Raw genomic sequence first — 15475 nt, forward strand, 5'->3', positions numbered from 1 at the left:
GGATGATTACGTTAACAGGATATTCATTGACAGTAGAAGAAATGAAACGTTTGTTGTTTGAAGGGGAAGGGGTAACAGCTTGCCCAAACAGCATGCAAAAAGTGGCTGAGTGCCGTGAAGTTGTAGAAAAAATCGTAGAGGATGGAAAAGTTGTTTACGGTATTACAACTGGGTTTGGAAAGTTTAGTGATGTACTCATTCAGAAAGATGATGTAAAGGCACTACAACATAACTTAATTCAATCACATGCATGCGGAATTGGCGATCCATTCCCTGAAGAAGTATCGCGAGGAATGTTGATTTTACGCGCTAATACGATGTTAAAAGGTGTATCTGGTGTTCGTCCACTTGTTGTAAATAGGCTGTTAGAGTTTGTAAATCGTAAAATTCATCCAGTTGTCCCGCAGCAAGGTTCATTAGGCGCGAGCGGTGATTTAGCTCCATTATCCCATCTTGCTCTTGTTCTATTAGGTGAAGGGGAAGTGTTCTATAAGGGGAAACGCGTTCATGCGATGGTAGCTCTGACAGAAGAAGGTTTAGAGCCAATCGAATTAGAAGCGAAAGAAGGGCTTGCATTAATCAATGGTACGCAAGCGATGACAGCGCAAGGAATCCTTTCTTATATAGAAGCTGAAGCGATTGCTTATCAATCAGAATTAATTGCTTCAATGACAATCGAAGGATTGCGCGGCATTATCGATGCATTTGATGAAAATGTGCATAAAGCACGTGGCTATAAAGAACAAGTGGAAGTTGCAAAGCGTATTCGCGATGTACTTCAAGATAGTAAACTTGTAACAAAGCAAGGGGAACTTCGTGTACAAGATGCATACTCACTTCGCTGTATCCCGCAGGTACACGGTGCTTCTTGGCAAGTTTTAAATTATGTTAAAGAAAAATTAGAAATTGAAATGAACGCAGCAACAGATAATCCACTTATTTTTGATGGAGGGGAAAAAGTGATTTCTGGTGGGAACTTCCACGGTCAGCCAATTGCATTTGCAATGGACTTTTTGAAGGTCGGAATGGCAGAACTTGCGAATATTTCTGAACGCCGTATTGAGCGTCTTGTGAACCCGCAGTTAAATGATTTGCCGCCATTTTTAAGTCCAGAGCCAGGACTACAATCTGGTGCAATGATTATGCAATACGCAGCAGCTTCACTTGTTTCAGAAAATAAAACGCTAGCTCATCCAGCAAGTGTTGACTCAATTCCATCATCCGCTAACCAAGAAGATCATGTAAGTATGGGAACAATTGCTTCGCGCCATGCACATCAAATCATTCAAAATGTAAGACGCGTTCTTGCAATTGAAATGATTTGTGCAATGCAAGCGGCGGAATATCGTGGTACCCAAGAGATGAGTACAGTAACGAAAGCATTTTATCACCAAGGACGTCAGCAAGTACCGTCAATTACAAATGACCGTATTTTCTCAACAGATATTGAAAATATTACACATTGGTTAAAAACAAGTCGTTTTACATTAGAACGATTGGATGCAAATGCAACACTATAAAAAGGGAAAAGGGAGAGATTAAAATGGAAAACGTAAAACAAACAATTCGCGCGCCAAGAGGGACAGAATTACAAACTAAGGGCTGGATTCAAGAAGCGGCACTTCGTATGTTAATGAATAATTTAGACCCAGAAGTAGCTGAAAAGCCAGAAGAATTAGTTGTATATGGTGGCATTGGTCGTGCAGCTCGTAACTGGGATAGCTATCATGCCATTGTTGATTCGTTAAAAACTTTAGAGAGTGATGAAACGTTACTTGTTCAATCTGGTAAACCAGTTGCAATTTTTAAATCACATGAAGATGCACCGCGCGTACTTCTAGCAAATTCAAACTTAGTACCTAAGTGGGCAAACTGGGATCACTTCCGTGAACTTGAGAAAAAGGGTCTTATGATGTATGGACAAATGACAGCTGGTAGCTGGATTTATATTGGTACACAAGGGATTTTACAAGGAACATATGAAACATTTGGAGAAGCAGCACGCCAACATTTTGGTGGTTCATTAAAAGGGACATTAACGCTTACAGCTGGTTTAGGCGGTATGGGTGGTGCACAACCTCTTGCTGTTACGATGAACGGTGGGGTAGTCATTGCGATTGATGTAGATAAACGCAGTATCGATCGTCGTATTGAAAAAAGGTATTGTGATATGTACACAGAATCGTTAGAAGAGGCATTAGCTGTTGCGAAAGAATATAAAGAAAAGAAAGAGCCAATTTCAATTGGACTATTAGGAAATGCTGCAGAAATTTTACCAGAGCTTGTGAAACGTGACATTACACCAGACTTAGTGACAGATCAAACGTCTGCACATGATCCATTAAATGGTTATGTTCCAGTAGGCTATTCATTAGAAGAAGCGGCAAAACTTCGTGAAGAAGATCCAGAACGCTACGTACAATTATCAAAAGAAAGTATGAAAAAACATGTAGAAGCAATGCTTGCAATGCAACAAAAAGGTGCCATTACATTTGATTATGGTAATAACATTCGCCAAGTTGCTTTCGATGAAGGGTTAAAAAATGCATTTGATTTCCCAGGATTCGTTCCAGCGTTTATTCGTCCATTATTCTGTGAAGGAAAAGGGCCATTCCGCTGGGTAGCACTTTCTGGAGATCCAGAAGATATTTATAAAACAGATGAAGTAATTTTACGTGAATTTGCTGATAATGAGCATTTATGTAACTGGATTCGTATGGCACGTCAGCAAGTTGAGTTCCAAGGTCTTCCATCACGTATTTGTTGGCTTGGTTACGGAGAGCGTGCAAAATTCGGGCGTATTATCAATGAAATGGTTGCAAACGGTGAATTATCAGCACCAATCGTTATCGGCCGTGACCATTTAGATTGTGGATCTGTAGCTTCACCGAACCGTGAAACAGAAGCAATGAAAGATGGCAGTGATGCAGTAGCGGATTGGCCAATTTTAAATGCTTTAATCAATAGTGTTAATGGTGCAAGCTGGGTATCTGTTCACCACGGTGGTGGCGTTGGTATGGGGTATTCACTTCACGCTGGAATGGTTATTGTTGCAGACGGAACAGAAGCAGCGGGAAAACGCATTGAACGCGTATTAACTTCTGATCCTGGAATGGGAGTTGTTCGCCACGTTGACGCAGGGTATGACTTAGCTGTTGAAACAGCAAAAGAAAAAGGCGTTAACATTCCAATGATGAAATAAGGAGGAAGAAACATGCTGGACATTTTACTAACGAATATCGGTCAATTGCTAACAATGGATCAAGAAGATGGCTTGTTAAGACAGGAAGCGATGAACACGCTTCCTGTTATCGAAAATGGTGCAGTGGGTATTGAAAATGGTATTGTTACTTTCGTTGGCACAGCGGAAGAAGCAAAAGGGTTGCAAGCAAAAGAAACCATCGATTGCGAAGGGAAAATGGTTTCTCCAGGGCTTGTTGATCCGCATACGCACCTTGTATTTGGTGGGTCTCGTGAAAATGAAATTGCTCTTAAGTTACAGGGAGTACCGTATTTAGAAATTTTAGAACAAGGCGGCGGTATTCTTTCAACTGTGAATGCAACAAAACAAGCGTCGAAAGAAGAGCTTGTACAAAAGGCGAAGTTTCATTTAGATCGCATGTTGTCATTTGGTGTTACGACAGTGGAAGCAAAGAGTGGCTATGGATTGGACGATGAAACAGAGTGGAAACAATTAGAAACGACGGCACAATTGCAAAAAGAGCATCCAATTGATTTAGTTTCAACATTCTTAGGAGCACATGCAGTTCCGAAAGAGTACAAAGGGAAAGCAAAAGAGTTTTTACAATGGATGTTAGATTTATTACCAGAAATGAAAGAAAAACAATTAGCTGAGTTCGTTGATATTTTCTGTGAAACAGGGGTATTCTCTGTAGAAGAATCGAAAGACTTTTTATTAAAAGCAAAAGAACTTGGATTTGATGTAAAAATTCATGCAGATGAAATCGACCCACTTGGCGGTGCAGAAGTAGCGGCAGAAATTGGTGCGGCATCAGCGGACCATTTAGTTGGAGCATCAGATAAAGGGATTGAAATGCTAGCGAATTCCAATACAGTTGCAACGTTACTCCCAGGAACGACTTTCTACTTAAATAAAGAAAGCTTTGCACGTGGGCGTAAAATGATTGATGAAGGTGTAGCGGTTGCGTTAGCGACAGATTTTAATCCAGGTAGTTGCCCAACTGAAAATATTCAACTTATTATGAGCATTGCGATGTTGAAATTGAAAATGACACCAGAAGAAGTCTGGAATGCTGTAACAGTTAACTCAGCGTATGCGATCAATCGCGGCGATGTTGCTGGGAAAATTCGTGTTGGACGTAAGGCTGACCTAGTTTTATGGGATGCATATAATTATGCGTATGTACCATATCATTACGGTGTAAGTCATGTAAATACAGTATGGAAGAACGGTAATCTTGCATATAAAAGAGGTGACAAAACGTGGAGCAAGGCCACTATTTAAAGAAAAATGCAAAGTTTATTGATCGTGAAGTAACGAAATGGAGTGATATGATTAAAGGCTGGGAAGAGGGAGAAGAAATCTTTGGTGCAGCATTAATTGGCGCACCGCTTTCTAAACCATCTATTAGTCATTCTGGTGCATGTTTTGCGCCGAAAACCATTCGCGCAATGCTAGATGCATATAGCACATACGCGATTACAGAAGAGCATGATATGAAAGAAAGTGTCTTGTATGATTGTGGTGATATTAGTATGCATGTTACAGACATAAAAGAAAGTCATGCTCGTATTACTAAGACGCTCGGCAGTTTGATGAAATTGAATCCGCAAATGGTACCAATCGTTCTTGGTGGTGATCATTCCATTAGCTTTCCTAGTATAAGTGGTTTTGCAAGTAGTAAAGGGAAAGTCGGTATTATCCAATTTGATGCGCATCATGATTTACGAAACCTAGAAGATGGGGGACCGTCTAATGGAACACCATTTCGTAGTTTACTAGAGAATGATGTGATCACAGGGAAACAGCTTGTTCAAATTGGAATTCGTAATTTTTCAAATGCTCGCACGTACCATGAATATGCAAAAGAGCATGGTGTGACGGTGTATACAATGAAGCATGTTCGTGAGAGAGCGATTAAAGATATTATTACAGAAAGTATTGACATCTTACGTAGACAAGGGGTTACAGCTATTTATGTTTCTCTTGATATGGATGTATTAGATCAAGCATTTGCACCAGGGTGTCCAGCGATTGGTCCAGGAGGCATGGATAGTATAACTTTACTTGATGCTATAACAGCACTTGGGCAAGAACCAATCGTTCAAGGTATGGATATTGTAGAAATTGATCCAACGCTTGATTTTCGTGATATGACAAGCAGGATAGCTGCTCAAGTGATTATGAGTTTTTTATTAGCAAGAGAAACGATTAGTAGGCAGGTTAGTATATAAGCGAAGGGATTCTCTTATACTTAGTAACATGAAAGATAAGTGAATGCACATGAGGAATTTTAAAAGCGATGTCTCGTCTTTCATGTTGCGCATTATATAAAAAACACATCACTTTTATATGAAGTGATGTGTTTTTTTTGTTCTACAAGTTTTAAAATTAGCGAGGTATGAGGTGTTTTAGTTGTGTCCAAAAGAAAGTAAGTTATTTACTGCATATTTCATAATGCAAGTAGACAAAGAACATGAATCACTAGTGCTCTTTTATAATCATATAAAGTTTTTTAACATAAAGGTGTAGAGCTTTATGTTGAAAGAATCGTAGAGTGAACAGGATAGTGTTTGTCATGAATTGAAACTTATTTTTTTATGATAAAAGCATATTATTTTAGTGTTTTGTGCCATTTGATTTTTTAAGGGTAAATGAATTGACATGGAAAATAATTCTGTGATATTATAAAAATTTTGCTAAAAAAATAAATGTGTGTTAAGCTTGAGAAGGTTACCATATATGGAGGTGGATTATTTGTTTCAAATTGGCGATAACATTGTTTATCCAATGCAAGGAGCAGGTATAATTAAAGCCATAGAAGAAAAGGAAATCTCAGGTGAAAAACAACAGTATTATGTCATAAAAATGTCGGCCAGTAATATGGAAGTAATGATTCCTACGGGGAAAATATTGAATTCAAATATACGACCAGTTACAGATATAACGGCATTAACACACATAATGGATATTTTTCAGCATGGAGAATCAGATAGATTACTTACGTGGAAACAAAGATATAAAGTGAACACAGATAAAATAAAAACGGGTAAAATACAAGAAGGTGCTGAAGTTGTACGTGATTTAATGCGTATGCAGAAAGAAAAAGCACTTAATGCAAGCGAAAAGAAAATGTTAGATAACGCACATGAATTTTTGATTAGTGAACTGGGATTAATTGAAGGTATCACAGAAAATCAAATAAAAAGCTTTTGTTAAGATTTATTGTAGATAATGTATTACATCCCAAAAAAGATCTTGAATTTTTTGGGGATATAATTATAGAGAATCAATCATTTCAAAGACATTCAACTCTTTCAAACCACTTTTAGAGCATTAACCTCTTTTGTTATTACTATAAACTAATCCATTTTTATTTTTTAATTTCTTTTACGAATGTTCGAAGTTTAATTAAATAACTCGATAAAATAGTTACTTGATTTTTGCAATCCTGATTCACACTGGCACGGACGAGGAGCCGTAAGGATGGAAGAGAGGTAGGGCTTTCATTGTTTTAGGTATATATAAGTTATTATTTCTGGAAGAATAATGAATCAATCGCACTTCTATCTTTAAGAATTTTTCACATTTGCTAATATAGTAAATAGTAATTGTTTATCTTTGTACGAAAAAGAGATAAACGAAATGATAGCGCCATATGGTCAACTATAAAAAGGGTTTCCTAATTTGGAAACTCTTTTTATTTTATGTTTATTATTTTTGTTAATTTAATATGCAGATACTATATGATGAGAACTTATAAATTGACGTGGTCGTTCAAGAGAAATTATGATGCGTTTATAGTTAGTTTTTTGATTGAATCAAGGGGGGAAAAGAATGACAAGTTCAAATAATAAAGCGGTAAGTATTTACGAAGGTACGAACATAAATAATTGGGGATCCTTTGAAAATATTGAGGAAATAAAGTTGTTTAATCCGATTCAAATTGGGACATGGTCTCTTCGTAATTGCGTGGCGATGGCACCGATGACTCGTTGTTTTGCTAATGATGAGACGGGAGTAGTTGGGTCTGATGTAGTCGAGTATTATCGTAAACGAGCAGCTGATGGTGTTGGTTTAATTATTACAGAAGGAATAGTAATTAGCCCAAGAGCAAAGGGGAATCCAGGTGTCCCAGGTATTTATACACAAGAACAAATTGATTCCTGGAAACCAGTAACAGATGCAGTACATAAAGAAGGTGGAACAATTATTGCGCAAATATGGCATGTAGGACGTATGAGCCATCATGAACTAACAGGTGGATTCTTACCACAAGCACCTTCTGTGATTGCTGCTCAAGGAAATGTCCCACGTTTTCGGAAGCCTTTTGATAATCCAGAAGCGATGACGATAGAAGAAATTCAAGAAGTTATTGGGCAGTATGCACAAGCTGCTAAAAATGCAATAGAGGCTGGATTCGATGGCGTCGAAATTCACGGTGCACATGGATATTTAATCGATCAATTCGCTTATGAATTTGCGAATGATCGAAAAGATAAGTATGGTGGAGATTTAAAGCAACGATTAACGTTTATGAAAGAAGTTGTGCAAGCTGTAATAGAGGCGGTTGGTGCAGATAAAACACTACTGCGTTTCTCAGCCTTTAAAGGGGATAACCCTAGTTATATGTGGGGAAATCCGGAGGAAGCAATTAAAACGTTTATAAATATGTTCCGTGAAGTAGGATTAACGATGATCCATCCTTCAACAATGAACTATACGCAAGTTATAGCTGACGGAAAAAACTTACATCAATTAGTTCGTAAATATTGGAATGGTATAATTGTAGGAGTGGGGAATTTAAATCCAAAAGAGGCAGAAGAAGCACTACAAGAAGGAACAATTGATGTAGCAGCATTTGGTAGACCATTGATTTCTAATCCGGATTTTGTTCATCGTGTTAAACGCGGGGAAAATTTAGAGGAATACGATGCGAAACAGCATCTTGCTACATTGATATGAATAATAATAAAAGAAGAGCACATAAGGTGTTCTTCTTTTATTATGTAAGCAAAAAATATAAGAGAATGGCATGATAGGGGGAAGCGAAAATGAATGAAACGCTACTCGTTATTATTAGTATATTACTATTGTTAATCTTGCTGTTCATTATCTTTTTTATGGCTACATTCTTTATTAAGAAACGAACACATCATTCTATATTGAAACTCCATCCGTATCTAGGAAGGATGCGTTTTTTATTGGAGAAGATAGGGCCTGAATTTCGGCAATATTGGTTTGATAATGATACAGACGGAAAACCTTTTTCACGTTATGATTTTCAAAGTGTAATGTTTTTAGCAAAATATCGATCTGAAGTTCTAGGTTTTGGCTCGAAACGGGATTTTAATGCATCTGGATATTATATTGCAAACACTCTATTTCCAGTTCTTACAGAAGAACTCAATGTGGACCTTTCTGAAGAGCATGCTGCAAAAAAATATGTAATTCATAAAGAAGGTGTGTTTTCTAGAAAAGAAAAATTAACTGTAGATGAAACAAATCTTTGGCTATATGAGGAAGATGATGCAATTGTAGTTGGAGAGAATCGTAAATTTCCATGGAAAATATATGGAATGTTTGGGGCATCTGCTACTTCTTATGGTGCAATTGGTGAAAATTATATTTTATCTACAGGATATGGATCGAAAATGGCAGGGGGGTCATGGATTAATACAGGTGAGGGTGGTGTAATTCCAGAGCATATACAAACAGGTGCAAATATTATTGCTCAAATCGGTCCAGGTTTATTTGGATATCGTGATGAAGAGGGGGGGTTTTCAATGGATGAGTTCGTAGTTAAAGCTAAAGAGCCGAATATTAAAGCATTCGAACTGAAATTTGGGCAAGGTGCAAAAATACGCGGTGGACATTTAGAGGGACAAAAAGTGAATCGGAAAATAGCTGCTGTTCGAAAAGTAAAAGAAGGGGAAACGATAAATTCACCAAATCGTTTTGCGTTTTTATATCATGCTAAAGACGCCTTGCGTTTTATTCATGATTTGCAAGAAAAAGGTGGTAAACCAGTTGGAATGAAAATAGTTATCGGGCAACAAAAACCGCTAGAAGAGTTATTACAAACGATGAAGGAATTAAATATTTATCCAGATTTTATTACAATTGATGGCTCGGAAGGAGGCTCCGGTGCCACTTATAAATCGATGGCAGATAGTATGGGGATACCACTTATACCAGCACTCATTACGTTTGTTGATACAGCCTGTCGTTTTGATGTTCGAGATAAGTTGAAAGTTTTTGCATCGGGAAAATTAGTAACACCTGATAAAGTAGCAATAGCCTTAGCAATTGGTGCCGATGCAGTTAATTCTGCACGCGGATTTATGATGGCAAGTGGGTGTATTATGGCACTTCAGTGTCATTCCGGACAATGTCCTTCGGGGGTTGCGACAACGAATCCACATTATCAAAAAGCATTAGACCACAATGAAAAAAAGTGGCGCGTGATGAATTATATTGTGAGCATGAGATATAGTTTGTTTGCGTTATCAGCAGCGGCAGGGGTGAAAAGTCCACGGCATTTAACAAGGGATCACATTGTATTTAAAGATGAAACAGGTAGAGTTATTCCGTTATCGAAATTATTTCCAGTAGTAGGTGAAAAGTGAGAGAAATAGCACGAAACATTCCTTGCACTTTGGCGGAGGGGATGTGCAAAAAAACATCATTATATTTTCTGGATATTTTGACTTTAAGTTTTTTAGAAAGTGGGTTTATAAAGATTTTTTCGTGGATGGAAACAATACTGGAGCAAGTGACAGAATAAAATATTAGTAAATTACTATAAAAAGAGTAAATAGAAAGATCTATTTACTCTTTTTCCATTTCGTTATTATTTGGCAACGGGGAGATGGGTAATCGAATATCTACAGTTGTTCCTTTATTTAACTCACTTGAGATTTGAAGTTTACCGTAATGTTCTTCGATTATTTTGTAGCACATCATTAAGCCTAATCCAGTTCCTTTTTCTTTCAAACTATAAAAAGGTTCTCCTAAACGAGAAATACGATCTTCTGGAATGCCACACCCCTCATCTATAATACGGATTAAAATGAAATTCTCATCTACTTGCTTTGTTTGAATGAAGATATTTCCTCCGCGAGGCATGGCTTCAATCGCATTTTTAAGTACATTAATAAAGACTTGCTTTAGTTGATTACCATCACATTGAATTTCTGGCATAGTCGAAAGATGATCCATAATAATATGTGTACTATGCATGATGGCGGTAGGTAAAATAAAGGTTACTACTTCTTCAATTAATGATTGGATTTGGTGAGAATGAATAGATAACACTTGTGGCTTAGACATTGCCATAAATTGACTTGTAATGGATTCCATTTGTGAAATTTCGCTAAGCATAACATCTATATACCATTTGTTTTGTTCGCTAATATCGGGTTGCAATAATGTTAAGAATCCCTTTAAGGCCGTTAACGGGTTGCGGATTTCATGAGCGATTCCTGCTGTTAGTTGTCCGACTACTGCTAATTTTTCAGATTTTCGTAGTAATTTTTCTGTTTTCTTTAATTCAGTAACATCCCTGCCCATAACAATAAGGCCTTTTCGTGAGCCATCAGGATGGAAGAGTGGAACTTTTGAAAGATCCAAGATAAGGTTGGACGTACTTTTATGAATAATAAATTCTTCGCCATGAATAATTTTCTTTTGTTGCCATGCGAGTTCATCAATTTGTTCACAATGTAAAAATGCTTCGCGGTACGCTTCATTATATTGAACGAGTTCACTATCTTTTTTTCCGTGATAAGGAACATCATGAAAATCAAAGCAAGAAAGTGCGTAATCATTTGCTTCAAGCCAGCGCCCTTCATGATCTTTAAAGATGACAAAGGCAGGCATTGAGTCCATCAATGTGCGCAATCGTTTTTCGCTCTCTTTTAACATTTTTTCGATTTTTTCAGATTTCTCGAGTGGCTTCATAATTGCATATACACCTGAGAGATGATTTTTAATAAAAATAGGGACTAATTTTGTAACTACATCTATTTGATATCCATCTTTATGGTGGATAGAAAGTATGTATTCTTCTTGATTATCAGCTGTAGTATTTTTTATAAATTGCAGTACTTGATCAGAAATATGTGCTTCTATAATAGAAGTAATTGTTTTTCTTTCTAATTCCTCTGAAGTATATCCCAATATTTTTTCCGCAGAGGGATTAATATGTAATATGATTCCTTGTAAGTTCAATGAAATAATACCATCAGGATTATGTTCAAAAAGAGATGCGTACATTTCTGTTAAAGTACAATTTTGAATATGATTTCGCAAACGGCGGGGTATAGCCGAATGACGACTTTTTTGAATAGATGAGAACTTTTTTCGACTCATAATTTTTCCTCCGTGCAACTAGCATCTAAAACAGATTCAATAACCTATTATAAATATAATATATGAAAAACATTATATATTTCTATAAAAAACAAATTTGCAGAATAATCTGTGTTTTTTATTCTTTTTAATTAAGTTGTTATTAAAGCGCCTTCTTCATTATAGAACAAATGATATGCCTGTGGCTGTTAAGTAAATCTTATGGAGTTTTATAAAACTTATATAAGTTATTTTTAAAGCAGTATACTATAAAATAAAAATATAAAGGAGGAGAGAGATATGGCAGGTTATATTCAAGGGATTGACCATGTACAAGTAGCAGCACCAGTAGGGTGTGAAGAAGAGGCAAGAGACTTTTATGGAAATAAAATAGGTTTAGAAGAGATTCCGAAACCAGAAGAATTAAGAAAACGTGGCGGTTGTTGGTTTCGTTGTGGAAATCAAGAAATTCATATAGGAGTTGAACAAACTTTTTCTCCGGCTAAAAAAGCGCATCCAGCTTTTTATGTTCAGGGGATCGATGAATTTAAGGAAAAACTAATCGGGCAAGGGATTCAAGTCATAGATGATTATGCTCGTCCAGATATAATTAGATTTTATGTTTCAGATCCATTTGGAAATAGACTAGAATTTATGGAGAATAAATAAAAAAACTAGGTGGAACTTCACCTAGTTTTTTAACCTCTCCTAAATAACCCTAATACTTCAACAGTCTCCGTAATATTAACGAATGCTTGTGGATCAATTTCAGAAATGGCTAGTTTCATACCAGCAAGCTCTTCACGTGAAACAACAGTCATAAGTACATGTTTTTTCTCACTTGAATACGCACCTTCACCATCAAGAAGTGTAATTCCTCGCACAACAGTGGAAAGGAGTTTCTTTTTCATTTCTTCTGCTTGATTTGTTACAATCATAAGTGTAACTTTACGATGTTTCGTATGAACGGCATCAATTACTTTACCTGTTACATAGATTGAAAGTAAACTCGTTAACGCCACATCCCAGTTGAAGAAAAATCCAGCAATGACAACAACGACTGTATTTAAAATGATAAGAAAACCACCAAGTTTAATATCTCTTTTGCGAGATAGTAGCATACCAATAATATCAAATCCACCTGTTGAACCATGGCAATTAAAGACAAGGCCAACTCCTGCTCCGGCAATTACGCCTCCAAATATAGAAGATAGAAGTGGATCTGTTGCAACGACTTGTACTGGAATCAAGTATAATGCTACTGATAATACAACTACAGAGACGATTGTATTAAAAATTATTTTTTTTCCAAGACCTATGTACCCTAAAATAAGAATAGGTAAGTTTAATGCGAAGTTAATAATGCCTGTGTTTACAGGGGTTACAATTCCTAAGATAATAGCAATTCCGCCAATTCCACTACTTAAAATCTTGTGGGGGATAAGGAAAAGATTAAAGGCAATTGCAACAATGATAGAACCAATGATAACTCCAAGAAATCTGACCATCTTTTTCCCGTCCTTCACTAAAAAATCATATTATTTCAAGATTATATATGAGATTGAAAGTTTTAGGTGAAAACAGTTTATTTCGGGAAGTTAGACTACTTCAAAAAATCAAATTATTTTTACATATTTCATTAAAGGGGTGTAAAAATATGAAAATTCAAATGTATCAACAGAAAAGTCCTTTGAAACAGGAATGTGAGGACTCGTTTTTTTGTAATGAAGAATTGAAAATCTATGGTGTATGTGATGGTGCAACGCCACCCGTCCCATTTCAAGATGAAGAGGGGCATAATGGAGCATATCTAGCTTCAAACGTATTTGCAAGTCATTTTACATCGCTAAAAGAAGTGACAAGTTTGCAAAAAGCAATTGCAAACGCAAACGAAGCATTACAAGAAAAAATGATAGATTATAAGATTGATACGACAAAGAAAGATCATTTATGGTGTACATGTATTGCTGTAGTTCGTATAAAGGATGAAAGCATTCAATATGCTCAACTTGGTGACTGTATGCTTGTTGCTACATTGCATGATGGAACCATAAAGGTGTTAACAAAAGATACAGTGAAAGGAATTAGTGCACGAGCGCAAAGAAAGCGTGAAGAAGATAGGGAAAAGGGACTTCTTGTATCGGAAGAATATATATTTAATGACATTAGGCAGCAACTAAAATATAATCGTTATCTTGCCAATATGCCCAATGGGTATTCAGTAGCAAATGGGATGTCGGAAGCAATTACTTGGATCCAACAAGGGGAATTACCACTTTCTGAAGTGAAAGGAATATTTATTTGTTCGGATGGATTATTTCACCCAGACTGGTCACTTGAGCAAACAGTACAATATGTAAGCATGCATGGTATAAAAGAATATGTTTCTATAATAGAAGAATTAGAAGAACAAAAACGGATTCGACCAGATGATAAAACGATAATCATGATTGAGTTGTAAAAGGAGGATCCTGAATGGAAATTAAGCAAGCAAAACTGACGTTTCAAGATGAATTGCAGCCTTTACAAAACGTAACAAAACTCATCATTCATCACACTGCTGAAGATGGATGGGATGTGTATAAAACACATGAATTCCATCAAAAGGTACGAGGATGGAGTGGCATCGGATATAATTATTTTATTGAAGAAGATGGGACGGTGTTTGAAGGTAGGGGATTATACATTGGAGCCCATGCAAAAGGATATAATAGCAAAACGATAGGGATTTGTATGACAGGTAATTTTGATAAATATGATCCGACTTTAGCGCAAATCGATTCTTTACATTCACTATGTAAGTGGTTTATGAAGAAGTTTTCTATATGTGAAGAACATATACTTGGTCATCGGGAATTAGAAGGTGTCACAAAAACTTGCCCAGGAACACGTTTTTCTATGGTAGAGTTAAGGAAAACATTATCTCAAAAATAGAGGAGAAAAGGATTCATGATGAATGTAAAAATACCAAATGAAAAGAAAGATGAGCTTGTAGAACAAATTCAGAAGTTTTTTGAAGAGGAAGACTTAGATACAATCGGGCGTTTTCAAGCAGAACGTTTAATAGAAGAAATGATAAAATTACTTGGACCATATGCATATAACCAAGCGATTGGAGATGCGAGAAAGTTAATTACAGATAAGTTGTCGAACATAGAAGAGGATTTATACGTATTAGAAAAACAAGAAGGTAAGTAAAAAGAGGCTTAAATATTAAAGAAACATAACTATTAAGAGTAAAGATAGTAAGGATTGAATATCCTATCCATACTATCTTTTTTCATTTCTTATCGTTTTCATGAGTCCAAATTGATTTTGTATAAGCAATATTCATACCGCAGCGTTCCATATTGTTTTGACTTATACTTCCAAAACGAGCTTGACCAACAAGTAATTTACATTGTGATTCAAAAGTTGTGTGGATCCGTTTTTGAATTAATAAAGTATGGCAGCCTCGTCGCTGGTAATCTGGTAAAGTGGCAGAGGCAGCGAGTGAAGCTATACCTTGATTCATATAAAGTACACCTATCCCAGCAGGAATATCTTCAATCGTCGCTATGTAAAAACGCCATCCTGGTTTACCAAAAAGGACTTGGTTATTTTACCTTTTAAAATTTAGGAGAAGTAGGATTTTTTTATGGGAGGAAATTGGAAGATTGCTGTCGAAGGGAGTAGAAACAGAACGAAGGTGGTGCTCTCATGCGAAAGAAAGAGATACATACATGCTCTTATTGTGGCTCTAGCAATATTGGGGAAGGTGAGTTTGTTGGATATGCGCAAATAAGAAAAAAAGAAACGATGTTTACGTCTTCTCCAGTAGATGCTTATATTTGTACGGATTGTGGAAGTATACTTTTGTTGAAAGTGCGAAATTATCAAAAATTCAAGAAGAAACCAATATAAATAGAAGAAAAGCATTCA

Annotated in this window: 14 protein-coding genes and 1 pseudogene; 12 read left to right on the top strand and 3 right to left on the bottom strand. The window is 36.4% G+C overall.

From position 1 onward, the window contains the following. Positions 1 to 2 precede the first annotated feature (2 nt). From hutH to MHH45_RS27440, 7 genes are all read left to right on the top strand, one after another. A complete protein-coding gene (hutH, locus tag MHH45_RS27410) occupies positions 3 to 1520 on the top strand; it encodes a histidine ammonia-lyase (protein WP_016115747.1) in 1518 nt (505 codons plus the stop codon). 23 nt (positions 1521 to 1543) lie between these two features. Continuing rightward, entirely contained in the window at positions 1544 to 3202 is a 1659-nt protein-coding gene (gene hutU / locus MHH45_RS27415; protein ID WP_016131816.1) for a urocanate hydratase, read from the top strand. A 12-nt stretch (positions 3203 to 3214) separates the two neighbouring features. Further along, the gene (gene hutI / locus MHH45_RS27420) at positions 3215 to 4486 is read left to right on the top strand and encodes an imidazolonepropionase (RefSeq protein ID WP_016115745.1); all 1272 of its coding nucleotides are present in this window, start codon (positions 3215 to 3217) and stop codon (positions 4484 to 4486) included. Then, positions 4465 to 5436 carry a formimidoylglutamase gene (hutG, locus tag MHH45_RS27425; RefSeq protein ID WP_016131815.1) on the top strand — a complete coding sequence of 324 codons (972 nt, stop codon included), beginning with the start codon at positions 4465 to 4467 and terminating at the stop codon, positions 5434 to 5436. The genes hutI and hutG overlap by 22 nt, the downstream gene beginning before the upstream one ends. A 523-nt stretch (positions 5437 to 5959) precedes the next feature. Continuing rightward, positions 5960 to 6421, top strand: coding sequence for a CarD family transcriptional regulator (locus MHH45_RS27430; RefSeq protein WP_170927953.1), 462 nt, complete (start codon positions 5960 to 5962; stop codon positions 6419 to 6421). A gap of 618 nt (positions 6422 to 7039) precedes the next feature. Then, complete coding sequence (locus MHH45_RS27435; RefSeq protein WP_016131814.1) at positions 7040 to 8167, top strand: alkene reductase; 1128 nt, start codon at positions 7040 to 7042, stop codon at positions 8165 to 8167. 89 nt (positions 8168 to 8256) lie between these two features. Beyond that, a complete protein-coding gene (locus tag MHH45_RS27440) occupies positions 8257 to 9831 on the top strand; it encodes an FMN-binding glutamate synthase family protein (RefSeq protein ID WP_016131813.1) in 1575 nt (524 codons plus the stop codon). 202 nt (positions 9832 to 10033) lie between these two features. Here the strand turns inward: MHH45_RS27440 and MHH45_RS27445 are convergent, their stop codons facing one another. Continuing rightward, a complete protein-coding gene (locus MHH45_RS27445; RefSeq protein ID WP_016131812.1) occupies positions 10034 to 11575 on the bottom strand; it encodes a BA3702 family sensor histidine kinase in 1542 nt (513 codons plus the stop codon). Between the two features lie 279 nt (positions 11576 to 11854). Here MHH45_RS27445 and MHH45_RS27450 point away from each other — a divergent pair, with 279 nt between their 5' ends. Next, the gene (locus MHH45_RS27450) at positions 11855 to 12223 is read left to right on the top strand and encodes a VOC family protein (RefSeq protein ID WP_016131811.1); all 369 of its coding nucleotides are present in this window, start codon (positions 11855 to 11857) and stop codon (positions 12221 to 12223) included. A gap of 29 nt (positions 12224 to 12252) precedes the next feature. Here MHH45_RS27450 and MHH45_RS27455 read toward each other — a convergent pair whose 3' ends face one another. Beyond that, complete coding sequence (locus MHH45_RS27455; RefSeq protein ID WP_016131810.1) at positions 12253 to 13062, bottom strand: YitT family protein; 810 nt, start codon at positions 13060 to 13062, stop codon at positions 12253 to 12255. Between the two features lie 149 nt (positions 13063 to 13211). On the opposite strand from MHH45_RS27455, the gene MHH45_RS27460 reads away from it, so the two are divergent. The 3 genes from MHH45_RS27460 to MHH45_RS27470 are packed head-to-tail and all read left to right on the top strand — an operon-like array spanning position 13212 to position 14752. After that, on the top strand, positions 13212 to 14015 hold the full coding sequence (locus MHH45_RS27460; RefSeq protein ID WP_088094278.1) for a protein phosphatase 2C domain-containing protein: 804 nt from the start codon (positions 13212 to 13214) through the stop codon (positions 14013 to 14015). Positions 14016 to 14029: 14 nt separating this feature from the next. Then, a complete protein-coding gene (locus MHH45_RS27465) occupies positions 14030 to 14488 on the top strand; it encodes a peptidoglycan recognition protein family protein (protein ID WP_016133198.1) in 459 nt (152 codons plus the stop codon). A gap of 15 nt (positions 14489 to 14503) precedes the next feature. Beyond that, the gene (locus MHH45_RS27470; RefSeq protein ID WP_016115736.1) at positions 14504 to 14752 is read left to right on the top strand and encodes a DUF2164 domain-containing protein; all 249 of its coding nucleotides are present in this window, start codon (positions 14504 to 14506) and stop codon (positions 14750 to 14752) included. A gap of 82 nt (positions 14753 to 14834) precedes the next feature. On the opposite strand, the pseudogene MHH45_RS27475 reads toward MHH45_RS27470, so the two are convergent. Continuing rightward, a pseudogene (locus MHH45_RS27475) lies at positions 14835 to 15155 on the bottom strand (GNAT family N-acetyltransferase); the annotation flags it as partial. 98 nt (positions 15156 to 15253) lie between these two features. On the opposite strand from MHH45_RS27475, the gene MHH45_RS27480 reads away from it, so the two are divergent. Next, entirely contained in the window at positions 15254 to 15457 is a 204-nt protein-coding gene (locus tag MHH45_RS27480) for a hypothetical protein (protein ID WP_016115734.1), read from the top strand. Positions 15458 to 15475: the final 18 nt, after the last annotated feature.

The organism is Bacillus sp. FSL K6-0042 (assembly GCF_038006685.1).
GTDB classification, from domain to species: Bacteria; Bacillota; Bacilli; order Bacillales; family Bacillaceae_G; genus Bacillus_A; species Bacillus_A pseudomycoides.